The 22925-nt window shown below is 48.0% G+C and carries 20 protein-coding genes; 10 read left to right on the top strand and 10 right to left on the bottom strand.

Features of this window, described 5'->3' with window-relative positions:
* Nucleotides 1-91 precede the first annotated feature (91 nt).
* The 5 genes from QSJ47_RS03330 to dxs are packed head-to-tail and all read left to right on the top strand — an operon-like array spanning nt 92 to nt 6136.
* Complete coding sequence (locus tag QSJ47_RS03330) at nt 92-775, top strand: phosphatase PAP2 family protein (protein WP_221271128.1); 684 nt, start codon at nt 92-94, stop codon at nt 773-775.
* A 23-nt stretch (nt 776-798) separates the two neighbouring features.
* Nucleotides 799-2499: a flagellar basal-body MS-ring/collar protein FliF gene (fliF, locus tag QSJ47_RS03335; RefSeq protein ID WP_221271129.1), complete on the top strand. Its 1701-nt coding sequence runs from the start codon at nt 799-801 to the stop codon at nt 2497-2499.
* Nucleotides 2499-3527, top strand: a complete 1029-nt coding sequence (gene fliG, locus QSJ47_RS03340) for a flagellar motor switch protein FliG (RefSeq protein WP_221271130.1) — start codon at nt 2499-2501, stop codon at nt 3525-3527. Before fliF ends, fliG begins: the two co-directional genes overlap by 1 nt.
* Nucleotides 3514-4314 carry a flagellar assembly protein FliH gene (fliH, locus tag QSJ47_RS03345; protein ID WP_221271131.1) on the top strand — a complete coding sequence of 267 codons (801 nt, stop codon included), beginning with the start codon at nt 3514-3516 and terminating at the stop codon, nt 4312-4314. Before fliG ends, fliH begins: the two co-directional genes overlap by 14 nt.
* 7 nt (nt 4315-4321) lie before the next feature.
* Nucleotides 4322-6136 (top strand): 1-deoxy-D-xylulose-5-phosphate synthase, encoded by a 1815-nt coding sequence (gene dxs, locus QSJ47_RS03350; protein ID WP_285602422.1) that lies wholly within the window; start codon nt 4322-4324, stop codon nt 6134-6136.
* On the opposite strand, the gene QSJ47_RS03355 is transcribed toward dxs, so the two are convergent.
* The 5 genes from QSJ47_RS03355 to QSJ47_RS03375 all read right to left on the bottom strand — a co-directional run bounded on the left by QSJ47_RS03355 (nt 6133) and on the right by QSJ47_RS03375 (nt 14758).
* Entirely contained in the window at nt 6133-6774 is a 642-nt protein-coding gene (locus QSJ47_RS03355) for an outer membrane protein (RefSeq protein ID WP_221271133.1), read from the bottom strand. The two genes, dxs and QSJ47_RS03355, sit on opposite strands and share 4 nt — an antisense overlap.
* A 227-nt stretch (nt 6775-7001) precedes the next feature.
* Nucleotides 7002-7790: a flagellar basal-body rod protein FlgG gene (flgG, locus tag QSJ47_RS03360; RefSeq protein WP_285602423.1), complete on the bottom strand. Its 789-nt coding sequence runs from the start codon at nt 7788-7790 to the stop codon at nt 7002-7004.
* A gap of 58 nt (nt 7791-7848) precedes the next feature.
* Nucleotides 7849-10371: a TonB-dependent receptor family protein gene (locus QSJ47_RS03365; RefSeq protein ID WP_285602424.1), complete on the bottom strand. Its 2523-nt coding sequence runs from the start codon at nt 10369-10371 to the stop codon at nt 7849-7851.
* A gap of 167 nt (nt 10372-10538) precedes the next feature.
* The gene (locus QSJ47_RS03370; RefSeq protein WP_285602425.1) at nt 10539-12134 is read right to left on the bottom strand and encodes a hypothetical protein; all 1596 of its coding nucleotides are present in this window, start codon (nt 12132-12134) and stop codon (nt 10539-10541) included.
* Between the two features lie 8 nt (nt 12135-12142).
* Nucleotides 12143-14758, bottom strand: a complete 2616-nt coding sequence (locus QSJ47_RS03375; RefSeq protein WP_285602426.1) for a phosphoenolpyruvate carboxylase — start codon at nt 14756-14758, stop codon at nt 12143-12145.
* Nucleotides 14759-14831: 73 nt separating this feature from the next.
* Here QSJ47_RS03375 and ilvC point away from each other — a divergent pair, with 73 nt between their 5' ends.
* From ilvC to ruvX, 5 genes are read left to right on the top strand one after another with little or no spacing between them, the layout of a single operon-like run.
* Nucleotides 14832-15824, top strand: a complete 993-nt coding sequence (gene ilvC / locus QSJ47_RS03380) for a ketol-acid reductoisomerase (protein WP_285602427.1) — start codon at nt 14832-14834, stop codon at nt 15822-15824.
* Between the two features lie 8 nt (nt 15825-15832).
* Nucleotides 15833-16633 (top strand): septum site-determining protein MinD, encoded by an 801-nt coding sequence (gene minD, locus QSJ47_RS03385; RefSeq protein WP_221271138.1) that lies wholly within the window; start codon nt 15833-15835, stop codon nt 16631-16633.
* Nucleotides 16630-16878, top strand: coding sequence for a cell division topological specificity factor MinE (minE, locus tag QSJ47_RS03390; RefSeq protein ID WP_221271139.1), 249 nt, complete (start codon nt 16630-16632; stop codon nt 16876-16878). The genes minD and minE overlap by 4 nt, the downstream gene beginning before the upstream one ends.
* Entirely contained in the window at nt 16879-17691 is an 813-nt protein-coding gene (dprA, locus tag QSJ47_RS03395; RefSeq protein ID WP_285602428.1) for a DNA-processing protein DprA, read from the top strand.
* A complete protein-coding gene (gene ruvX / locus QSJ47_RS03400) occupies nt 17688-18080 on the top strand; it encodes a Holliday junction resolvase RuvX (RefSeq protein ID WP_285602429.1) in 393 nt (130 codons plus the stop codon). Before dprA ends, ruvX begins: the two co-directional genes overlap by 4 nt.
* Here the strand turns inward: ruvX and QSJ47_RS03405 are convergent.
* The 5 genes from QSJ47_RS03405 to arsR are packed head-to-tail and all read right to left on the bottom strand — an operon-like array spanning nt 18062 to nt 22899.
* Entirely contained in the window at nt 18062-18784 is a 723-nt protein-coding gene (locus tag QSJ47_RS03405; RefSeq protein ID WP_221271142.1) for a YebC/PmpR family DNA-binding transcriptional regulator, read from the bottom strand. The two genes, ruvX and QSJ47_RS03405, sit on opposite strands and share 19 nt — an antisense overlap.
* On the bottom strand, nt 18784-19752 hold the full coding sequence (gene hemB, locus QSJ47_RS03410; RefSeq protein WP_285602430.1) for a porphobilinogen synthase: 969 nt from the start codon (nt 19750-19752) through the stop codon (nt 18784-18786). Before hemB ends, QSJ47_RS03405 begins: the two co-directional genes overlap by 1 nt.
* On the bottom strand, nt 19745-20944 hold the full coding sequence (locus tag QSJ47_RS03415; protein WP_285602431.1) for an amidophosphoribosyltransferase: 1200 nt from the start codon (nt 20942-20944) through the stop codon (nt 19745-19747). The genes hemB and QSJ47_RS03415 overlap by 8 nt, the downstream gene beginning before the upstream one ends.
* Nucleotides 20944-22215 carry an ArsS family sensor histidine kinase gene (locus QSJ47_RS03420; protein ID WP_285602432.1) on the bottom strand — a complete coding sequence of 424 codons (1272 nt, stop codon included), beginning with the start codon at nt 22213-22215 and terminating at the stop codon, nt 20944-20946. The genes QSJ47_RS03415 and QSJ47_RS03420 overlap by 1 nt, the downstream gene beginning before the upstream one ends.
* Nucleotides 22216-22899, bottom strand: a complete 684-nt coding sequence (arsR, locus tag QSJ47_RS03425; RefSeq protein ID WP_285602433.1) for an acid response regulator transcription factor ArsR — start codon at nt 22897-22899, stop codon at nt 22216-22218. It abuts the gene before it with no gap.
* Nucleotides 22900-22925 lie beyond the last annotated feature (26 nt).

The raw sequence follows: 22925 nt of genomic DNA on the forward strand, positions 1-22925 counted from the left end.
GGCAAATACTTAGTAAATGACTGGGTTTATGGCTATTTTTTACCAATTTTTCGTTATCATTCCCGCTTATTATGTGGTATGGAGATTTTAAATGGCAACTCCCTATAAAGGGTCGGTGGGTGTGAGAAATGGGCAAAAATTAGCGGTCAAGTTGTTGTGGTTTTGGGGGGCGATTTTCTTTGTGTTGTTGGGGTTAGATGCCAGTGGGGTGATCCAAAAACAAGAGTGGGTGCAAAGTGTGGATCGCTTTTTCATTGGTTTGATCCGCACTCCAGAGCCCACTCAAGGGATTTGGCTTAAATTTGTGCTTTTGAGCACTTGGTTTGCCCAATCCAAACTCACCACACCCGCGGCTCTACTCATCGCCCTTTGGTGGGTGTTTAAAAAGCGCACCGCTCTGGGGGTTTGGTTTTTTAGCACCGTGCTTGTGGGTGAGGTGGCACTTAAAACCTTAAAGCACCTTGTGCAACGCCCCCGCCCTGCCACTAATGGAGAATTGTATTTAGCGCATGGGTTTAGCTTTCCTAGCGGACACGCCCTAGCCGCTACACTTTTTTATGGTTTGTTGGCGTTTTTACTCTGCACCTCTAGGGTAAATGTGGGGGCAAAGGTGGGAGGCTTTGTGTTCTTGTTTTTTTGGATTTTTTTGATGATGTATGATCGGGTGTATTTGGGAGTGCACTACCCTACGGATGTTTTGGGGGGATTTTTAATGGGCATGGGCTGTGTGTGTTGTTCTATGGGATTTTATTTAGGCTATTTAAAACGGACTTAGTTCAATGACTTTTGGGATGGCTCGTGGATTTTAGGGGCTTATTACAACAGATTATCCGTCTTTTCTCAAGACTCAATAAAGCACAAAAGATCACTGTTGTGGTGGCGGTATCCTTAATTGTGGGTTTTTTGATCTTTTTATTGGTTTACCCGACCAAAGATAGGGGGGATTTGAGCGGGTATGGGGTGCTCTTTGAGGGCATGGACGCTAGCGACAATGCGCTGATTTTACAACATCTGCAGCAAAAACACATCCCCTATAAAATCCCCAAAGACGACACCATTTTAATCCCCAAAGACAAGGTCTATGAGGAGCGCATTTCTCTAGCTTCTCAGGGCATCCCCAAAACTAGTAAGGTCGGCTATGAGATCTTTGATGTGAAGGATTTTGGGGCAACAGACTTTGATCAGAACATTAAGTACATCCGCGCGATTGAGGGGGAATTAAGCCGCACCATTGAAAGCCTTGTGCCGATTGAAAAGGCGGATGTGCACATCGCTATTCCCAAAGACAGCGTGTTTGTGAGCCGCGAGATCCCCCCTACTGCCTCGGTGATGCTCAAAATCAAACCCAACATGCGCTTGTTGCCTAAGCAAATCTTAGGCATTAAAAATTTAATCGCCGCCTCTGTGCCTAAACTCACGGTGGAAAATGTCAAGCTGGTGAATGAGAATGGCGAGCCTTTGGGCGAAAATGACGAGCTAGACACCACGAGAGAACTCGCCCAAGCCCAGTTGCACTACAAACAAAACTTTGAAAACATTTTAGAAAGTAAAATTGCCAACATTTTAGCTCCCATCGTGGGCGGGCGCGACAAGGTCGTGGCAAAGGTGAGCGCGGAGTTTGACTTTAGCCAAAAGAAAAGCACCAAAGAAACCTTTGATCCTAACAATGTCGTGCGCAGTGAGCAAACGATGGAAGAGAAAAAAGAGGGCTTACCCAAAAAGCAAGTGGGTGGGGTGCCCGGAGTGGTGAGCAACATCGGGCCTGTGCAAGGCTTAAACAGCGCAGAAAAAGAAAAATACGAGAAATCCACCAACACCACCAACTACGAAGTGGGTAAGACCGTGAGCGAAATCAAGGGCGAATTTGGGGTTTTGACCCGCTTAAACGCCGCTGTAGTCGTGGATGGCAAATACAAAAAAGTAGATAAAAACGGCACAGAGAGTGTAGAATATGTCGCATTGAGTGCGGATGAAATGAGTAAAATCAATGCCTTAGTCAAGCAAGCCATCGGCTATAATCAAGCTAGAGGCGATGCAGTAACCGTCAGCAATTTTGAATTTAATGGTAAGTCGGCTAAATATGTACCCATGAGTGCATATGAAAAAGTCGTGGCGACTACTGAGAAAGTTTTAGGTCCTTTCTCATCTTTGCTTAAATACATCATTGTAGGCTTGGTGCTGTTTGTCTTTTACAAAAAAGTCATCACGCCTTTCAGCCAACGCATGCTTGAGATCCACCCCGATGAAGAGGAACAGGTGCAATCCCTCTTTGCTATGGACGAGGATGATGAGGAGGAGGTCGATCGTTTCGGCGAAATGCGTAAAAAGGTGGAGGATCAGTTGGGGCTTAGTGCGAGCTTTAATGAAGAGGATGTTAAGTATGATATTATGCTTGAGCGGGTGCGTAGCTCTATTAAAGAAAAACCCGAAGAAATCGCCTCTTTGTTTAAGCTTTTGATTAAGGATGAGGTTGCTATCACTAACACCAAAGGGAATTAATGGCTAAACTAACCCCTAGACAGAAGACGCAATTAGACGAGTTTACGATGTCTGAAAAAATTGCTATTTTGCTCATCCAAGTGGGCGAGGAGGCCACTGCCGGGATTTTACGCCATTTAGATGTGGATTCGATCACCGAGATCAGCAAGCAAATCGTGCAACTTAACGGCACGGATAAAGCCATCGGGGCAGCGGTTTTAGAAGAGTTTTTTGCCATTTTGCAATCCAACCAATACATCAACAGCGGCGGTTTGGAGTATGCTAGAGAGCTTTTAATTAAGGCACTAGGTCCCGAGCAGGCAAAGATCATTTTAGAGAAACTGAGCCGTAGCCTGCAAACCCAAAAAAACTTTTCTTACTTGGGGCGTATCAAACCCCAGCAACTTGCTGACTTCATCATCAACGAACACCCTCAAACCATCGCCTTGATCTTAGCGCATATGGAATCGGCCAATGCCGCCGAAACCCTAAGCTTTTTCCCCGATGACATGAAAGCAGAGGTGAGTATCCGCATGGCAAGTCTTGGCGACATTTCCCCACAGGTGGTTAAACGGGTTTCTACCGTGCTAGAAAATAAATTAGAAGCCCTCACTAGCTACAAAGTCGAAGTGGGCGGCACGCGTGCGGTGGCTGAAATCTTTAACCGCTTGGGGCAAAAAGCGGCTAAAACGACTTTGGCGCGCATTGAAAACATCGATGCTAAACTTGCCAATGACATTAAAGAGATGATGTTCACCTTTGAAGACATCAGTGGGCTTGACAACTTTGCGATCCGTGAAATCCTTAAGGTGGCGGATAAAAAAGATCTCACTTTGGCACTCAAAACTTCCACAGAAGAGTTAAAAACAAAATTCTTAAGCAATATGAGTACCCGTGCAAGCGACCAATTCGTCGAGGAAATGGCGTACCTGGGGGCGGTGAAAATCAAAGATGTCGAATCAGCGCAACGCAAGATTATCGAGATCGTCCAATCGCTCGCAGAAAAAGGCGTGATCCAAATGGGCGGAGAGGAAGATGTCATTGAATAATTCGAGCGATGAAAATTTAATCCCCAAAGAAGATCTTGACAAGCACACGATTAAAAAATACACCTTTAAATCCTTTGCTGAAATTGCCGCCGAAAAACCCGAGGAGAAAAAACCGCCCAAAGAACAACACCCCGAGCCCATTGAAGAAAGCGCACCCATTGAACGCTCCATACAATTAGAAAACGACCTCATCGAGTGTTTGCTAAAAAAAACCGATGAACTCTCAGGGCAACTTGCCAAACTCCAAATGCAATTTGAAAAGAGCCAAGAGGAGAACCAAACCCTCTTGCAACAAACTAGGGAGGACAATTACAAAATAGGTTTTAAAGAAGGCGAGCAAAAAGCTAAAGACGAGCTGAGCGCTAGCATAGATGAGGAAAAAAACCATTTATTGCAATCGCTCACAACGATCGATCAAAAAATGCAACAATCCCAAACCCACTTAGAAGCCCTTGAAAAGGAACTTAGTGCGATCGCGGTAGAAATTGCTAAAGAGGTGATCGTTAAAGAAGTGGAGGAAAAGAGCCAAGAGGTCGCCCTAGCCCTAGCTAAAGAGTTGTTAAAAAATATCATGGATGCCACCGACATTTGCGTGAAGGTCAACACTTTAGATTATCCCTTTCTCTCCCAAAACCTTAAAAACCTCCCCAAAATCAAGCTAGAACCCAGCGATGCGATCGCTAAGGGGGGGGTTTTAATCACCAGCTCACAGGGCAACATTGATGGCAATTTAATGGCGCGCTACAAGAACTTAAAAGAGAGCGTGCTAGACAATCTAAAGGCTTAGACAAGGCATGGATTTAGAAGTTTATCAAAGAGATTTGCCCCATTTAGAGCGGGTGTGTGCCCAACTGAGGGAGCGGATTTTAGAAGTGGTGAGTGCGCATGGGGGACATTTAAGCTCGTCTCTTGGGGCGATTGAGCTGATTGTGGGCTTGCATAATGTCTTTGACAAGGACAAACACCCCTTCATCTTTGACACCAGCCACCAAGCCTACGCCCATAAACTTTTAACAGGACGCTTTGAGAGCTTTAGCACTTTGCGCCAAATGGGCGGGCTTAGCGGTTTTGTGCGCCCTAGTGAGTCGCCCTACGACTACTTCATCGCCGGGCACAGCTCTACGGCGATCTCTGTGGGCGTGGGCGTGGCTAAGGCTTACGCTTTGCAAGGCAAGGCAGAAGTGCCGGTGGTGATGGTGGGCGATGGAAGTTTGAGTGCAGGGCTTGCTTACGAAGCTTTAGATGAGCTGGGCGATCGCAAATACCCCTTAGTGATTTTGCTAAACGACAACGAAATGAGTATCGCCAAGCCCATAGGCGCGATCAGCAACGCCTTATCGCAACTCATGGCACGCCCACTCTACCAGTCTTTTAGAGAGAGGATCAAAAACATTTTAAAGTCCATGCCCGAGGGCGTGAATTATTTAGCTAACCGCTTTGAAGAATCCTTAAAGCTCATCACCCCGGGGATTTTCTTTGAAGAGCTAGGCATCAGCTATTTAGGTCCCATTGACGGGCACGACTTAGAGGCGATCACGCAAGCGTTAAAAATTGCCAAAGACACCAAAACCCCCCTACTCATCCACGCCCAAACCACTAAGGGCAAGGGCTATAAAATGGCAGAGGGCAAGTATGAAAAGTGGCATGGCGTGGGTCCCTTTGACTTAGAAACGGGGCAAAGCCTCAAAAGCGCACCCAAAGTGGCTAACCCCACCCAAGTTTATTCAAACACACTTTTTGAACTAGCCAGCCGTGATGATAAAATCGTGGGCGTGACGGCAGCCATGCCCGGGGGCACGGGGCTTGGCAAACTCATAGACAGCTACCCTACAAGATTTTGGGATGTCGGCATTGCCGAGCAACACGCCGTAACTTCTATGGCGGCTTTAGCCAAAGAGGGCTTTAAACCCTTTGTCAGCATTTACTCGACCTTTTTACAAAGGGCGTTCGATCAAATCGTGCATGATGTGGGTATCATGTCCTTGCCTGTAAAATTTGCGATCGATCGCGCCGGGATTGTGGGCGAGGATGGCGAAACCCACCAAGGTTTGTTAGACATCGCCTATTTGCGCCCGATCCCTAATATGACTTTACTTGCCCCAAGAGACAACGCTACGCTACAAAATGCGATCCATTTTGCTAAAGAGCACACAACGGGTCCCTGTGCTTTTCGCTACCCACGGGGGGCGTTTTTGCTAGAAGAGGGGGTTTTTGCGCCCACGCCCTACACGCTAGGCAAATGCGCACTTCTCAAACATGAGGGAGATATTTTATTTGTGGGCTATGGCAATGGCGTGGGGCGGGCGCACCAAACCTTAAAACTTGTAGAAGACAAGGGGCTAAAAGTGGCTCTCTTGGATTTATGTTTTTTAAAACCCCTAGATAGTGCGCTTAAAGAAATTCTGCCCCGCTACTCTAAAATCTATGTCTTTAGCGATTCCTACTTAATGGGGGGAGTAGCTAGCGCCTTGTTAGAGTTTTTGGGCGGGGGGGTCAGCATTGAAAGTTTTGAAGTGGCAGATTGCTACCCCGCGCATGGCAAAAGCTCTTTAGTCGAGCAAGCCTTGCAAATCGACCCCCCCACTTTGGCTAAGAGAGTCTTAGCCTAGAAGTTGATCACATAGTTGGCGTAGAACACCACGCTTCTTTGGAAGGTGATGCCGTCAATGTGAACGGCTTTGTCGCCGGGGGCATTGCTTTTGGCGACCGACTTAAAGTAGTAGTTGCGCACTAAGGGGATTTTCATGCCAAACTCGAAACCTTGGTGTTTGCTGACATTTGCCCTAATCCCCCATTGGATAGGGAGTTGAAAATAGCTAAAATTTGTGCTGGCTTTTACGCTTCCATCATTTGCGGCAGCTAAGGGGGCTAAGACATCATTGAGATATTTAGCTGTGGATTCTATATTAGACGCTCCTGAGTTGTTCCAAGAGTTACCCGCAAGCGCAAAGCCGATAAAAAAGCCCACTTGCGTATCATCTTTGTTGATGAAGTCAAAGAGATAATCCATGCCCGCCCCGTAGGCATTGAGGTTATAGCGTGGGCCATCAAAGTTGGGGTTGCTGTAGCCATAATCGTAGTAGGCAAAGAAACGCAACCCATTGCGTTTGCTTTTGCCAAAGAACGCTTTGTAGCCTATGTTAAAGCCAAAGCCATACATGTTGCTTTGCCCGTTTTTATAGCTGAAAGTAGGCTGTTCAACCTTCATTTTCCCATAACTTGCGCCACTATTGGTCGTCTTAACCATGCTGTATTGAAACCCTATGGAAGTATAAACCCCGTTTTTCTCGGCACTCAAAGGGGCAAAAGAACAAAGGGCTAGAGAGCCAAAGAGGGCTAGAAACTTACTTTTACTTGCCTTGTCCTTGCTGATTGCTGATTGCTGATTGCTTTTTTCACCATACCATAAACTCCTTTATAAAAATTAAACAAACCCCACATTCTAACGTAAAAGAAAAGACTTTGTCAAGCCCCCTAGCGTTTTAAACTATTGACCGTTTGGAGCATATTATCCGCAGTTTGGATCGTCTTAGAATTGGCTTCATAGGCGCGTTGGGCAGTGATGAGATCGGTCATCTCCTCAACCAAGCGCACATTGCTAAGCTCCAAAAACCCTTGGCGCAACTGCCCGTAGCCATCGGCATTGGCGTTACCCACAATGGCCGGACCGCTAGCAGAGGTTACGGCCAAAAGATTATCGCCCAAAGCGTGCAACCCCGCGGGGTTGATAAAATTGGCTAGGGTGATTTGCCCGATCACATTAGAAGTGCTGGCATTGCCCTGCGTTACACTCACCGTGCCATCCACGCCGATGCTGATTTGTGTGGTGTCTTGGGGGAAGGTGATTTGGGGGATGAGTAAATAGCCCTCGGTGGTTACCATATTGCCCTGATCGTCAATTTTAAAATTGCCCGCGCGGGTGTAAGCCGTAGAGCCATCGGGCATTTGCACTTGGAAAAACCCCTTGCCTGTGATGGCTAAATCTAGGTTGTTCTCCGTTTCTTTAGGGCTGCCCTGAGAGAACATTTTCGTCACACTGGAAGTCCGCACACCTAGGCCCACTTCAATGCCATTGGGCGATTTGGTGGTGTCCGAGGTGGAGGTGCCAGCGTATTGCAAAGCCTGATAGAAGAGATCGTTGAAGTCTGCCCGTTGGCGTTTAAAGCCCACGGTGTTGACATTGGCGATGTTGTTAGAAGTGGTGTCGATGTGGGTTTGTTGCCCGAGCATTCCTGTGGTCGCACTGTAAAGAGATCGCAACATGGCTAGCCTTTATTCAAAATTAAAACCACATTATAGCCTAAATCACCCAATCTAAAGTTTAGAAAGTGTAACTCAAATACGCCGTAACCGAGCGCCCGGGGCCGGGTTGCAAACCTGCTGGGCTAGAACCGATGCCGGTGAAGTAATACTTCATGTTGAAAATATTATTCACCTGTAAGCTACCCACAATTTTATGCCGCCCACTCTCCCAAAAGACTTGACTCACTTGGATATTCCACACCCAATACCAGGGCAACATCCCCTCGTGTTGGGTCATACACCACGCCGCACATTGGTAGCCGCTATTTAACACGCTCTCAAAGTTAGCACCTGCACTATAGTGTTGTGTCCCATAGTAGCCCCCCGCTGCGCTGTTGCTGATCCCACTGTAAGCCCGGCTGTAAAAGTAGCTAGACAAACCAAGGGTGGTTTTTTTATAGGTGTAGCGCGCGTCTAAGATGAACTGGTAGGGGCTCACAAAAGGGAAGTGCTTGTTGTAGCTGGTCCCGGGCAGCACATCGCCATTGAGGTCTGTTAAGGGTCCGTGGCTGGTAACACGCGTGTCAATGTAGTTGAAGGCCGCGTGGAGCTGTAAACCCTGAATGGGTCTATAGTATGCCTCTAACTCTACACCCTGAGAATAGCCATTGACGGGGCGCACATTGCCCTTCATAGGTCCGCTGGTGTAGATAGAATATTGCCCGGTCGCAAAATCTCTAGCCCAAATGCGGAAAAAGTCGGCATTGAAGCTAACCTTACTCTTATAAGTGTAGCGTGCCCCAACTTCTACGGTGTCAAAATGTTGGGTGAAGTATTCCGCCCCGCCATAGCTCAAAACATCCAATTGTGGTGGGACATAGGAGCGTTGGTAGTTAAAGTAAGTGAGCAGCGTGTGATCGCCCTGTATGGGGATAAAGCCTATATTAGTCGAGGGCATCCAGTTGTTCATATTTTTGATCTTTTCTAGATCTTTTTTGGGGATGGAGGCCCAGTTAGCGGCGTTTTCATTGTTGTATTGCACTAAAGCGTAGCGCAGTCCGGGCACCACAAAAAAGCGCCCATTCCAAGTCTCGATGCGATCGCTCAAATACACGGCGGTGTAGTCGTTGCGCCAGTTATTCCAGTTCTTATACAAACCATGTTTGATGTGGGGTTGCCAGCCGCTCATATCATTAGCCCCCGCACACAAAAAGCCCTTGCCTTCTCCGCTCGTTTGGGTCGCGCAATTGTTGGTGTTCATGTATTGGCGTTGTAAAAAGGTGGTGGTCATGTAGCGCAAGCCCATGATAAAGGTTTGTTTGACCTTGCCACTATTCACCACGAGATTCACCTTAGGCTCAAAGGCGTTGTTGATGGAGCGCACGGGGTTTTCTACCTCCGCCCAACCATTGTAGTTCGTGGCGTAGTAGGGCACGGCTAAGTTGTAGCCACTAAGCCCCTGCGCCGCACAGCTTGCAGCACTAAAGCAAGTCACCATGTTCGCGCTGTTGTAGCTAGAGCTCACTTGGAAGTCGCGCGTCATGAATTGCCCATAGTAGGTGAAGCTAAAAGTACCGCCCACCTTTTCTAGATCGCCAAAGCGGTTTTCATACACGATGCCAAAGCGCTGGGATCGCCCGCCTTTGGAGTTCAAAGGACGCATGTTGGCAAAGCGGTTTTCTTGGTACTGCTCTGCGCTTAGGCTCCCGGGCTGGGCGATGTTGAATTTATAGTATTGGTAGTAGGCTTTGATGCCGTTTTTTTCGTTGATGTCATAGACTCCATCGAGCCAGTAGTTTTGGATATTGGTCGGGCTGTTGTCCCTAAAGCCCTGTCCATCGACCCAGTTAGCCTGTGCCTGCACGCCGACATGTTTGTTGATCATCCCTCCGCTACGCACATAGGTGTTGTAAAGGATGTCATTGCCCAAAGATTTTAAGAAAGATGGGTTACCGGTTTTGCCAGGAGGCGCAGCAAATCCTGCATTGCGCGCCTTAGCCCAAAAGGTGGTTCTCTCCGCCACTTGGTTTTCCCAGTGCTTGGGAATGGGCTTGGTGATGATATTGACGATCCCGCCATAGGTGTTGGGTCCGTATTGCACGCTTCCCCCGCCCTTGATCACATCGATGCGATCGATGGCTTGGAAGGTTACGGGGAAGATGTCTAGCTCAATGTGCGAGTAAGGCGCCATATAAACGGGAATGCCATTGACGAGCATGAGCGTGGCATCGCTGTGCCCGGACCCGCCCGCGCCAAAGCCGCGGATTTGGATACTGGGCATCGCCCCCACGCCAGTAGCGTTTCTCACCTGTAAGCCCGGGACATTTTGTAAGGCCTCTTCGATGCTTTGGTTGGCCTGTTGGCTGAGGGCTTTATGCGAGATCACTGTGCGGCTACCGGTGTATTTTTTCACCTCTTCATCTTGCCAGCTTTTAGGAGCGGTGATTCCGCTATAGCCCAAATTGACATGTCCGGAGTAGTCGGTTTTACCTTTTTGTCCGGTGGTGGACACCTTACCCAAAGTATAGGTTTTATCCTTAGCTTCTAAAGCCGCTTGGCACGCCAAAGAGGCTATCAAAGCCGAAAGCAATCTTTTATGCATGATGCGAAAAACTCCTCGCTCTAAATTTTAAAGGTCGAACACAAAACACAGAGAACCCGAAAGCCCTCAACCTAACCACCGGCAGAGCCAGTAATAAAAATCGAACTTTTTTAATAAAGTTGGCGTATTGTATTCTAATAAACTTAAGATTTTCTAAAAAATTTGGCTCAATTAACTTTTTGTTTATCTTCTTCTAGTAGATAGTTTCCGCTCTTGACACAAAGGATTCGGGTGTTGTGGATGCTTGGGCGCGTTTTTTGACCTTTACTCAGCTCTTGCACTTGGTATTCTTTGCAAGTGCCTTGACTTGGGCGGACATACTTATCTTGCCACTCCAAATATTCTTTAGAGTGCGCCACTTGGCTATCCAAATACTCTTTTTCATACACTTCTACAAACTCTAAAAACTTAGGACTTAAGTGTAAGTCGTTCTTTTTGATGTCGGTTTTTCTCTCGGCTTTGATCTCATCGGTAGTGGTGCTAAACTCTGTGGGCGTGTCTTGCCCCACTTGTGGGGGGCGTTGGTAGGTCCTAATGGTCCTTGTGGTGGTGGTGGAGTAGGTGCTTCTCCACTCTGTAACACGGCTAGGCTCGATCTGCAGGCATTGGCGGGTGCGTGCTCTAGGGCATAGCCCTTCGCTGTAATTTGCCTTGCTTAAAATAAAAGTGTGTGTGGTCGTGGTGGGTCCTAACACTTCAATTTTAGGGGGCAATTCTACGTAATCTAGCGTGATCCCCGCCTCTTTGCCATGTGCGCTGTCGGCTTGAAGGCTACAAGGGCTAATGTCTATGTAGTGCCCGCTGGCTTTATCCAAAGCGCGCACGACACTCGGGCGTGTGGCTTGCAATTTTTCATCGTCATAGCTCCAAACCCCACAAGCTTCCTCTTGCGCCCCTTGTGTGCTTAAAGGCAGACTTAAAAGAGGGGGTGTGTTTTGTGCGCTCGAACGAGGACTTTGGGGGTTGGGGCTTGTGCGCCTTGGGCTGTAGCGGCGTGTGTTTCTACTTTGTATGCCTGCACTGTGGGCAGAAGGAGAACTTCTAGTGCTTGTGGTGCTTTTTGCGCCCGTAGAACTGCCTGCATTGCGGCTTGTGGCTGTAGAACCCCTTGTACTTCTAGCAGAGCTGGGGCGTGGGCTAGAACTCTTAGAGCTTGTGGTTTTTCTTGTGCTCATGGGTTTTCTGCTATAGCTTCTAGGGTTGTAGGTGGGGAATGTAGGGAATGTGGTTTTTACACTTTTATTCTCTTGGCTCTCTTTGGTGCTGTTTTGGGGCGGGTTTTGCGTGCCTATATTTGGTGGGTTTACGCCCACACTTGTGGGGCTTAGAGGTGTTAGAAAAGGGGCACTTTGTGGGGACGCAAAGTGCGGATAAGTTTGTGGAGGCAAGTCTAGCATTTGTGCCATTTTTGAGGGGCTAGGGTCTTTGAAATAAATGCGTGTGCCTTTGTGGATTTTATTTAGCAAAAGCGCACCTAGCTCTTGCGTGGTTTGGAGTTTTAGGGGCAAAACACGCAGTGCGTGTTTTGCTGGCGTTGCGCGTTTGCTTGAGGGTAACTTTTTAAGGCGCAAGGTCTGTAAAAAAAGTTGATTGCCCTGAAGTCGATACACCCCCTCGACAATGAGCTGTTTTTGGGCGGTGTTTTTGTAAAGGACATACCCGCTAAAACGCCCACTCTTTTGTTTTAGGGGCAAATCTTGGAGGGTTTGGATGGTCAAACCCTGCAAACAAGCCACCGCTAAAAGCCACAACACCCAAAACATGAAACCCCCTAGCCGGTGTTTCTCAAGCCTTGAGCAATACCAATTAAAGTGCTTTGTATGGCAAGCTTGATTTCGTCTTTGGGGTGGTGCTTAAACGCCTTGATGAGCTCGGTTTGCAAGCAACTAAGGGCGTTGATGTAGGGGGTTCTAAATAAAATCCCTTGCCTAACTAGTTCGTCTTTTTCTAATAACGCGCTCTCTTGGCGGATAGCTAAAATGCGCTCTAGGCTCGTGGTAAATTCGTTTTTAATCTGCGCCCAAATGTGCGCAGCATTGGGGACATCGTGGGCGAATTGGTGGTATTCTCTAGCGGTGTCTAAATCCACTTTTAATAAGACTTGGGCGATGTTGTCGATCACCACCTTAAAAAACCCACCCTCAAGGTAGCATTTTTGCAAATCGGCTAAATCCACGCTCTTAAGCGCACTGCCCACGCCAAACCACGCCGGTAAAATGCTTCTATTTTGCGTCCACGCAAAGACCCATGGGATCGCCCTTAAATCCTCTAACTTCGTGCTTTCCTTGCGCTTGGCGGGGCGTGAGCCTAAATTCAACTCTTGGATAAAGGCGATGGGGGTGGCTTGTTTGAAGTATTCCAAAAAGCCGTGCATGGTGTAGAGCTGGCGGTAGGTGGTGTAAGAGATTTTTGAGAGTTGTTGCATGAGCTCTTTAGTGGCGGGGCTAATGGGGTTTTTAGACATCCCCTTTTCATCGTAGAGCGACTTTTTTAGCAACGCCCCCACAATGTTAGATAGATTATTGAGCGCGCTCGTGTTGTTGAGGTATCTCGAGCTGATGGTTTCGCCTTGTTCGGTAAGTTTCAAGGTGTCTTGCACACTAAAAAGCGGGGCACTTAATAAAGCGTCCTCTAAGCTTCCCCCGCCCCGACTCACACTCCCCCCCCGCCCATGGAACAAAATAAATTCAATGCCCAGCTCTTGACCCAAAGCGACCAAACGGCAGATCGCCATGTGTAGGTTGTAGTTGCTCGCAAAAATCCCCCCATCCTTGCTTGAATCGGAGTAACCCACCATGATCTCTTGGGTGTTTTGCATGCCCTGCAAATAGGCTTGGTAGTGGGGGTTGGCGTGCAGGGCTTTTAAAATTTTGGGGGCGTGGTTTAAATCCTCAATGGTTTCAAAAAGGGGAGTGATGTATAAATCTTTTTCTAGCCCCACTTGTTTGACCAACCACAGCACGGCGAGTAGGTCGCTTGTCTGCGTTGTCATGGAGATGATGACACTTGAAAAGGCGTTTTTGGCGATTTTGCACTGTGCCCAAAGCATGGTTAAAAAGCCCTCTAGTAGCCGTTTGCACTCTGCGCTCACCTGCGGCAGCAGCGACCAAAAGGAAATGGGCTCTAGTTTGAGGGCGTGGTTGAGGGCTTCTAGCTTTTGCTCCTCAGGCAGGGCGTAAAAGTCGGTGGCAAGAGAGAGCAGGGAAAAGACCTCGCTCAGGGCATTGACAAACACCGCCCGATGTTCTCTAAAATCCAAACTCAGCAAGTGAAAGCCCGTGAGCAAGACTAAATTTTTAAAACGGCGCATAGAGCCTTGCAAACTGGGCTCTAAGTTTTCTAAAAGCAAATCAATGTCGGCAACAAGTTCGCCGGCGTGTTGGTAGCTAAAGTCAATGGGGGTGGGCGAATTAAGGGCGATGAGGCGGTTTTTTAATTTGGTTTGCATTAAAAGCAATTTGGCTCTAAAGGGCTCTTTGGGGTGCAACCTTGCACTCGTGGGGTCTAGTTTGTGATAGGACTCGTTTAAATCGGCTTGCAGGGCAGCAGAGATGGGGCAAAAGTCCACAGAGATAGACAACTCGCGGCGCAATTTGTCTAGCTCTTTGAGGTAGAGGTCGATGATAAAGTGGTGTTGGATCGCCACGACTTCACGCATGAGGGCATTAGTAACCATGGGGTTGCCATCGCGATCCCCGCCGATCCAGCTGCCCAGTTTGAGCGGGGCGGGGGTGGGGGGGGTTTTAAACGCCGCCTGGATTTGTTGGCATAAATCTAAACAGCTAGGCAGAAACGAGTTTTCTAGGATATAAAGTAGGTTGTCTAGTTCAAACAAGACCTCTAATTTTTCTTGGCGCACGAGGTGGCTTTTATACAGCAGGCGCAGGCGGTAGGCGAGCCGCTCTTTGGCTTTTTTCATCCCCAAAGGGTCGCAGGGGTGGTCAAAAATCGTAGCAAGATCGCCAAACATTTCCTGGATCGCTTCTAAAAAGGTGCGGCGCATGGATTGCGTGGGGTGGGCGGTGAAAACGGGGTAAAAGCGGATGTGTTGCAGTTTGTCGGCAAGTTCCTTAGGGCTAAAGCCCGCTTGGCTGAGATCTTTATGGGCTTTGGCTAGCCCCATGGTGGAGGGTTGTTTGTTTCTATAGCGCTCTTCTACGAGATTGGCTAAGATGTGGTAGAGCGAAAAGGCTTTGATCACTTCTAAGATTTGATCCGATTTAATCGTGGCTTGCAATTCTTGGGCCAATTGCGTGGGGGGGGCGTAGCTTTTAAATAGGCTTTTGAGGGTGCTAAAATAGCTAGTGCTTTTAGGGCTAAACTCCTGTAAAATTTCTAAGAGTAAGTCTTGCAAAAAGTCTAATTCCACTTGGATGTTTTGCGCCACGCACTCTCCTAAAAACAAAACTTAAGTTGTTTTCGTTTAGAATAGGCACTTATCATAAATAAAAGGGTAATTTATGGGCGATTTACCCATTTACACCGACAAAGATGGCAATTTAGAAACGCTTTTAAGCCAAAAGGTCGCCGTTTTGGGTTACGGGGCGCATGGGCGTGCGCATGCGCTCAATTTGAGGGATAGTGGGGTGGCGGTGCAAGTCGGGTTGTATGACGGAAGCCCTAGTGCAGCCGTTGCCAAAAAAGATGGCTTTGAAGTCTTTAGTGTCAAAAAATGCGTGAAAGAGTGCTCCACTTTGGCATTTCTCTTACCCGATGAAATCCACGGGGATATTTACAAGCAAGAGCTCGCCCCCTACATACAGCCCGGACAGACTTTGATCTTTGCGCATGGCTTTAGCGTGTGTTTCGGGCAGGTGCAAGCCCCTGAGGGTGTGGGCTTAGCGTTGGTGTCGCCCAAAAGTACGGGTTATGCCCTAAGAGAAAATTACAAAGAGGGGCGAGGAGTCTTCGCGTTAATGGGCGTGCAGCAAGACAACAGCCACAAAAACGCCAAAGAAATCGCCCTAAGTTATGCCTGCGCTTTGGGCTGTGGGCGGGTGGGGATTTTAGAAACCACCTTCAAGGACGAAACCCATTGCGATTTGTTCGGCGAGCAAGCGGTGCTGTGCGGGGGGGTGGAGCACTTGCTGCTCAACGCTTTTAACACCCTCGTGGAGGCGGGTTATCCTAAAGAAGTCGCCTATTTTGAGTGCGTGCAAGAGTTGAAGGTGATTGCAGATTTGATTTACGCTAAAGGCTTGGTTAGCATGCAAGAGCATATCTCTAACACCGCTGAGTATGGGGGGCTAGTGAGTGGGGGCAAAGTCGTGGATACAAGCGTGAAAGAAAGAATGCGTAGCATTCTGGCGAAGATACAGGACGGCTCGTTTGCAAAGAGTTTCTTAGATGAGAAAGAGCAGGGCTATCCCCAAATCCACGAGAGCCGCAAAGCCCTAGGGGTGCACCCCTTGGAGCAGGTGGGGGCGCATTTGCGGCAATATTTGTTTAAGTAGGGGTTTTCGTGGTCATCACAATCACTTCGGGCAAGGGCGGGGTGGGTAAAAGCACCTCTACGGCGAATTTAGCCATTGGGCTTGCCATGCAGGGCAAAAGAGTCGTGGCGATTGACTTTGACATAGGTCTGCGTAATTTAGACATGATTTTGGGGCTAGAGAACCGCATTGTCTACGATGTGGTGGATGTGATGGAAGGCAACTGTAAGTTGCCTCAGGCTTTAATCACAGACAAAAAGAACAAAGACTTGTTCTTTTTGCCCGCTTCACAGAGCAAGGACAAAAATATCCTAGAGAAGTCCAAAGTGCAAGCCTTGATTGCGGATTTAAAAGCGCAGTTTGACTTCGTGTTGATCGACTCGCCCGCAGGCATTGAAAGCGGATTTGAGCACGCCATGCTCTTTGCCGATCGGGCGATCGTGGTGGTAACGCCTGAAGTCAGCAGTGTTAGGGATAGCGATCGGGTCATAGGGATCATGGACGCCAAAAGCCAAAAGGTTAAGGACGGGCAAGAAATGGTCAAGCACATTTTGATCAACCGCATTAAGCCCGAGTTGGTGGAGAAACAAGAGATGCTCTCTAATGAGGATGTGTTAAAAATCCTTGCTCTGCCCTTAATCGGCTTAGTGCCCGAGGATCCTAAAATCATATCCGCTACAAACACGGGCGAGCCGATCATTTACACCCAAAGCCCAAGCGCACTCGCATTTCAAAGGATCACCAAGCGCATTTTGGGCGAGGATGTCCCCTTTGTAGAGTTTAAAACTAAGCGGGGGTTGATGGGGGCGTTAAGGGGCTTGTTTGCATGACCTTGCTCACCAAATGGTTTAAGGGCACGAGCAGCGCACACATTGCCAAGGACCGCTTAAAGCTCGTGCTCGCCTATGAACGCAGTGTCCGTCTGCCCTACATGGAGGAGATGAAAAAAGAGATTTTAGCCGTTGTGCAAAAATACATCCATACAAGCAAAATCGATGTGCGGGCAAATTCCAACCACGACATAGACACCCTAGAAGTGGAGATTGTGCTCGAAAAGCAAACCCCCACTTCTTAAATGCAAAGCCATTTTACGCCAAAGCCCCTAGACTTCTTGCCTTTAAGTTTTAAAGCCCTAAAAAACCCTCCTAAACTCTTGCACTATGTGGGGGAGTTAAGGCACTTGCAAGCCCCCTTAAAGGTGGCAGTGGTGGGCACTAGAAAACCCACCACCTACACCCAGCAATGCACCGCCACGCTGGCAAGAGAATTAGCCAAAATCGGGGCGGTGGTTATAAGTGGGGGAGCACTAGGCGTAGACATTATCGCTCAAAAAAACGCCCTACCCGCCACGATCATGCTCGCCCCCTGCTCCTTAGAGCGCATTTACCCACCTAGCAACGCCCAAGTCATTAAAGAAATTGCCAAAGAGGGGCTGATTTTAAGCGAATACACTAAGGATTTGCAGCCCCACCGCTACACCTTTTTAGAGCGCAACCGCTTGGTTATTGCCTTAAGTGATGTCGTCGTTATCCCCGAAGCACAAGAAAACAGCGGGTCTATGGCGAGTGCAAGATTAGCCCAAGAATTAAACAAGCCCTTATTTGTCCTACCCCAAAGGCTCTTTGAGAGCCCGGGCACAAATGCTCTTTTAGCGCAAAATAAAGCCCAAGCCATTTACGACATAGTGGAGTTCGTGGGAGATTTAGCTAGGGATTTTGGCTTAAGCCTACCGGTTGCAAAAACCCAAAGCACAAATACAGACTTTTTAGAGTTTTGCCAAAAGTCCCCTAGCTTTGAAGAAGCCTATGCGGTGTTTGGAGATTTAGTGCTCGAGCAAGAGCTCTTGGGCGTGGTGAAAAGAGAAAATGGGCGGGTGGTGCTTGTATGATCATGGCGTGCGACATAGGGCTAAAGAGAATTGGTTTGGCTTTAAGCGTGCAGGGCATTATTCTGCCTTTAGAGCCGATTTTACGCACCAGCCGCAAACAAGCCAGTCAAGAGTTGCAAGCCCTCTTAGACACCAAAAAGCCTTCTTGCCTTGTGGTGGGCTTGCCCCCTGAAAACTACGCCGACACACGCAAACGCATTCTGCACTTTGTGGGGCTTTTAAACTTTGCCCCTGTAGTGTTTGTCAATGAGTGCAACACCAGCCTAGATGCCCTAGAGCACACCCACCACCTCAAGACACAAAAACGCCAAAAAGCCCGCAAGGACGGCACTCTGGATAGCCTCGCTGCCTGTGAAATCTTAAAACGCTATCACGAAATGTTGGTGTAAAGGGCGATCACATCGTCGTCCTCTTCGATCTTGTCGATCAGTTTTTCGCTCTCGGCTAGGGCTTGCTCGCTTAGGCTAATGGGGGCGTTGGCAATGCGTTGCAAGCTCGCCTTTTGCACAGGGATTTTTAAGGTTTCAAAGCCCTCGTTTAGCTGTTTAAAGTCTTGGTAATCGCCAATGGCAAAAAAGCTTTCCCCTTCCACTTCTAAACTCTCTAGCCCATAATCGATTAAACTAAGCTCCAAATCCTCTAAGGACAGATTTAAAGGTTTTAAATCCTCCAAACGCCCCTCTAAAACGCTTTTTCTTGAAAACATAAACTCCAAAGAGCCGTTATTGACAATGCTCGCCCCGGGGGTTTTGTTGAAGTAGCTTTTAAGGTTAGCGATGGTGCGGGTGGGGTTGTCGGTCATGCACTCGATGAAAAGCAAGACCCCGTGATTCGCCTTGCCCTCATAGCTCACCTCCACTAATTGCCCCTCTTTACTGCTCGCCCTTTTGATCGCCGCGTCTATGTTGTCCTTAGGCATGTTTTGCGCTTTAGCGTTTAAAATCGCTGTGCGTAATTTGGCGTTGCTGGCCGGGTCCCCTCCACCCTCTTTAGCTGCTAGCGTGATCGCCTTAGCCAATTTAGGAAACACCTTACTCATTTTATCCCAGCGTTTTTCTTTCGCTGCCCGTCTGTATTCAAAAGCCCGTCCCATTAAAATCCTTTCTGTAGTAACTCAGCCACCTCTTTGGCGTGGTAGCTAATGATCATATCCGCCCCCGCCCTTTTAAAGGCGGTCATGGTCTCTAGCACTAAATTATTGTAGTCCATGAGATTGTGGGCTTGGGCGAGTTTAAACATGGAATACTCCCCACTCACATTGTAGATAGCAAGGGGCAGCAGGGTGCGTTCTTTAATGTCCCTGATGATGTCTAAATAGGCAAGGGCGGGTTTTACCATGAGAATGTCCGCCCCCTGCACTTCGTCCTCTAAACTCTCTAAAATCGCTTCAAAGCGGTTAGAAAAGTCCATTTGATACGCCTTACGATCTCCAAAGCTAGGCGCGGAGTTAGCCGCCTCTCTAAAAGGCCCGTAGTAGCTGCTGGCAAACTTTGTAGAGTAGCTCATAATGGGTAGGTGGCTAAAGCCGTTAGAATCTAGGGCTTGGCGTAAAGCGGCTACCATACCATCTAACATGCTGCTAGGGGCAATCATATCCACCCCACTTTGCACCAAGATGAGGGCTTGTTTTGCCAAAATTTCTAAAGTGGCATCGTTGTCTAACACCCCATTTTTTAAAATCCCACAATGCCCGTGGTCGGTGTATTCGCAAAAGCACAAATCCGCCACCACGCACAAATCGGGAAAGTTTTCTTTGATCGCCCTTGTAGCGGTGGCGACAATGTGATCATCTTTTAAGGCACTTGAGCCCGTGCTGTCTTTGTGGCTAGGCAGTCCAAAGAGCAGCACCGCCTTAATGCCTAGGTTTTGTAGTAAGGTGCACTCTTTGAGTAAATCCTCTAAATCCATTTGCAACACCCCGGGCATGGAGGCGATGGGCGCACTCTTGCCTTCTTGGCGCACAAAGAGTGGGGCGATGAAGTCGGCGGTGTGTAACCTCGTTTCACGCACGAGGCTACGCAAAGTGGGCGTGGTCCTAAGACGGCGGAATCGTTTAAACATGGCAATCCTTATTTTTTAAGATGAAACAATCCTTGCAAAAGGGGGTATTGATGGCTGTCTTTAGGGCGTTTAGGGATAAAAAGCCCACGCTATCAATCCCTATAGTTTGGGCTTCATGGCCTTGCACGCTTAAAAGCTCGTTTTCTTTGGGGATGTCAATGCCCCAAAGGCAGGGGGCTAAAATGGCGGGGGAAGTGAGCAATAAATGGATGTGCCTAGCCCCTGCACTTTTGAGCATTTGGACCACGACTTTACTGGTCGTCCCCCTAACCAAAGAGTCGTCTATTAAAATAATATCCTTGCCTTTAATGGGTTCAGCCACTAGGCTAAATTTTTGGCGGGCTTTAAGCTCCCTGCTCTCTTGACTGCTCTCTATGAAAGAGCGTCCCACATAGGGATTAAGGCTTAAAAGAGGGGCAAAGTCTAGACCTAGTTCTTTGGCATAAGCTAGGGCGGCTAGGGTGCCGCTACTTGGGATAGGCAGCACAAAATCCGCTTTTAAGGGGTGTTCTTTGGCTAGGGCTTGGCCTAATTTGGCACGCAGGGCATACACGCTTTGGTTAAACACTATGCTGCTAGGGCGGCTAAAGTAAATGGCTTCAAACACGCAGGGGCTAGGCGTGGGGGTGGCTAAAAGAGCTACGCCCTTTTTAGTGTAAAGCGTGGCGGGGGGGGATTCTTTGATGTTTATCGCCTCTAAAGCCTGCAGGGCGCAGGTCTCGCTGGCTAGGGCAAACCCGCCGTTTAAATCCCCCACAAAAAGGGGGCGATAACCTTTTGGGTCGCGCACTGCCATTAAATCATTGGGGGCTAAGACTAGAAAGGAGTAAGCTCCTTTAAGCGTGGGGACAATTTCCTTAAGTCTAGCTTCTAGACTAGGGGCTGTGGCTTGCTCTAGGGCTTTGGCGATGAACTTTGCGGGGGTTGTTGTGTTGTGTAAATTGCCACAAAAGGCGATGGCTAATCTCTCATTGGCGTAAAAGTCGTGGTAACTGCCTAAAACCTGCCCTAAAGCGTGGGGGGCGGAGGTGAAAAAATCGGGGGGGGTGCTGCTCAGTAACCCTTGAGATTGCTTAAACTCTATGTGGCTGTTAGCAGTGGCTAGGGCGACGCCCTCTTGGGCGCGGTGTTGCAAAGAGAGCAGGGCTTGGTGGGCTAGGGCGGGGGTGGCGCAGGCAAATAGGCCAAACATTAGACCTTTGCCCCCCGTTTAGGCACTTTGGAAAAGAGCGGTCCAAATTCTTGCAAAATGCATCCGTGTATCGTAAAAATGTTGCGCTCATCTTTGTAGGCGTAGCTTAAACGCAATTCTAAAGTGTCCAATGCGCTTTTGATGATATACATGCCCAGCCCAAAACCATGCGCCTCGCTAGGGTTTTCGTGGTGGAAGTAGGGTTTGAAGTAGTGCATTAAGTCCTCTTTTAAAGGCTCGCCCCGATTTGAGATGGCAATGTCCTTACCGATGGTTTCAATTTTGACCTGCCGATCGGGGCTGTATTTTAAGGCATTGTCTAGCAAATTTTTAACCACAAGGCTAAAAAGCTCAAAGTCGGTCTCAAGGGTGTGGTTTGGCACATTTGCTACAATGCAAGCACTCCCCTTGTCTAAGAGCAACATGTTTTTTACATGCTCTAATAGGCGGTCCATCAAAAACATTTCTTTGGTGATTTTGTAGTTCTTAGAGGAGAGCTGCTCGATGCGGGCAAATTGCTCGATCAAAGCGTTTAGACGCTTAAAAGTGGTGAGTAGCCTTTCTTTTTGCACGCTGTTGTTCACCATTTCGGCGACAATCATTCCCTTTGCAATAGGGGTGCGTAGCTCGTGCATGATAGCGCGCAAGAATAAAATGCGCGACTCGTTCATGCCTTTAATTTTTTTGATAGCATTGTCAAAGGCTAGGGCTAAGTCTCCGATCTCATCTTGTTGGTCTAACTTGCACTCTATATCCATTTCCCCGCTTGAAAATAGGTGGACTTTTTTACGCAGTTCATTGATGGGGATAAAACCTTGCAACATGAAAACAAAAATCATGGTGATTAAAAACGCCCCCACAGAGATCGCAAAGTAGTAGTTGCGGTAAGAGGTCTTTTGGATTTCCTTATACAGCACCGTGTCGCCCTGACTTTTAAGGGAGATAAAAATTTTGTTGCCAACCTTGATGATGCGGGCTAGGGGATTCTCATCGTTTTCGATTATACCCTTCTGTTTGTCTAGGATTTCGTGCAGTTCTTGTTGGGTGATCTCTTGAAAACCCAATTCATGTAAATAGACTTCAGCAGAGTAGCGGTTATTTTTGTCGGCTAGAACTTGGTTGATTGTGGTGATGAATTGTTGGTGGCGGATTTGGGTTTGAAAATTCTCATGATCGATCTGTGAGCGGATAAAATAGTAAGAAAACGCCGCAAAGCTTGTGATCGAGATCACAAACAAAAAGACAATCTTACTAAAGATTGAAAAAGGCATTTAAAACTCTAGTTTATAGCCAACCCCCCGCACAGAGATGATGTGCTTAGGCTTCTTAGGGTCTTGCTCGATCTTGGAGCGCAAACGCCCAATGATGACATCTATGCTTTTATTGGAGCTTTCGGGACTAATGGACTCGGATTCAATGGCGATCGACTCCCTAGAAAAGACATAGCCCTTTTTGCTGATCAAGAGCGTAAGAATTTCATACTCCGCTCGGGTGAGCTCGAGTTTCCTATTTTGCATATAGACCTCTCTAGCATCGTGGTCTATCTTAAAAAGGTTGTTTTTGGCTTGCGTTTCTCCCTCTTGTGGGGGTTTTTTATTGTAGCGGCGCAACAAGGATTGGATGCGGGCTAGAAGTTCTTTAGGGTCGTAGGGTTTGGGGATGTAGTCGTCCGCCCCACACTCTAGGGCTTCTACCTTGTCGCTAAGGTCATTTCTAGCTGAAGAGATAATAATAGGAATGTCTTTTTGTTTAGAAATGCGCTTACACACCTCTAAGCCATCTAAATTAGGCAAGGTCAAGTCCAAGAGCAGTAGGTCGTATTGTTGGGTAGTGGCGGCACTGATGCCGGTGTAGGGCTCATCACAATTCACCACTTCAATGTCATGCTGGCTTAAAAATTCGCTCAAAATCTCAGCTAACTCAACATCATCTTCTATCATGAGTATCTTGGTCATAAGCACCTCAATAGAAAGTTAACAAA

The sequence above is a fragment of the Helicobacter sp. NHP22-001 genome, assembly GCF_030270165.1.
GTDB lineage: Bacteria > Campylobacterota > Campylobacteria > Campylobacterales > Helicobacteraceae > Helicobacter > Helicobacter gastrofelis.

Bases quoted from the DNA above. Each gene is read 5' to 3' on its own strand.
- QSJ47_RS03330 (WP_221271128.1), top strand. From the start codon at position 92: ATGGCAACTCCCTATAAAGGGTCGGTGGGTGTGAGAAATGGGCAAAAA.
- fliG (WP_221271130.1), top strand. From the start codon at position 2,499: ATGGCTAAACTAACCCCTAGACAGAAGACGCAATTAGACGAGTTTACG.
- fliH (WP_221271131.1), top strand. From the start codon at position 3,514: ATGTCATTGAATAATTCGAGCGATGAAAATTTAATCCCCAAAGAAGAT.
- dxs (WP_285602422.1), top strand. From the start codon at position 4,322: ATGGATTTAGAAGTTTATCAAAGAGATTTGCCCCATTTAGAGCGGGTG.
- QSJ47_RS03355 (WP_221271133.1), bottom strand. From the start codon at position 6,774: ATGGTTAAGACGACCAATAGTGGCGCAAGTTATGGGAAAATGAAGGTT.
- flgG (WP_285602423.1), bottom strand. From the start codon at position 7,790: ATGTTGCGATCTCTTTACAGTGCGACCACAGGAATGCTCGGGCAACAA.
- QSJ47_RS03365 (WP_285602424.1), bottom strand. From the start codon at position 10,371: ATGCATAAAAGATTGCTTTCGGCTTTGATAGCCTCTTTGGCGTGCCAA.
- QSJ47_RS03370 (WP_285602425.1), bottom strand. From the start codon at position 12,134: ATGTTTTGGGTGTTGTGGCTTTTAGCGGTGGCTTGTTTGCAGGGTTTG.
- ilvC (WP_285602427.1), top strand. From the start codon at position 14,832: ATGGGCGATTTACCCATTTACACCGACAAAGATGGCAATTTAGAAACG.
- minE (WP_221271139.1), top strand. From the start codon at position 16,630: ATGACCTTGCTCACCAAATGGTTTAAGGGCACGAGCAGCGCACACATT.
- dprA (WP_285602428.1), top strand. From the start codon at position 16,879: ATGCAAAGCCATTTTACGCCAAAGCCCCTAGACTTCTTGCCTTTAAGT.
- ruvX (WP_285602429.1), top strand. From the start codon at position 17,688: ATGATCATGGCGTGCGACATAGGGCTAAAGAGAATTGGTTTGGCTTTA.
- QSJ47_RS03405 (WP_221271142.1), bottom strand. From the start codon at position 18,784: ATGGGACGGGCTTTTGAATACAGACGGGCAGCGAAAGAAAAACGCTGG.
- hemB (WP_285602430.1), bottom strand. From the start codon at position 19,752: ATGTTTAAACGATTCCGCCGTCTTAGGACCACGCCCACTTTGCGTAGC.
- QSJ47_RS03415 (WP_285602431.1), bottom strand. From the start codon at position 20,944: ATGTTTGGCCTATTTGCCTGCGCCACCCCCGCCCTAGCCCACCAAGCC.
- QSJ47_RS03420 (WP_285602432.1), bottom strand. From the start codon at position 22,215: ATGCCTTTTTCAATCTTTAGTAAGATTGTCTTTTTGTTTGTGATCTCG.
- arsR (WP_285602433.1), bottom strand. From the start codon at position 22,899: ATGACCAAGATACTCATGATAGAAGATGATGTTGAGTTAGCTGAGATT.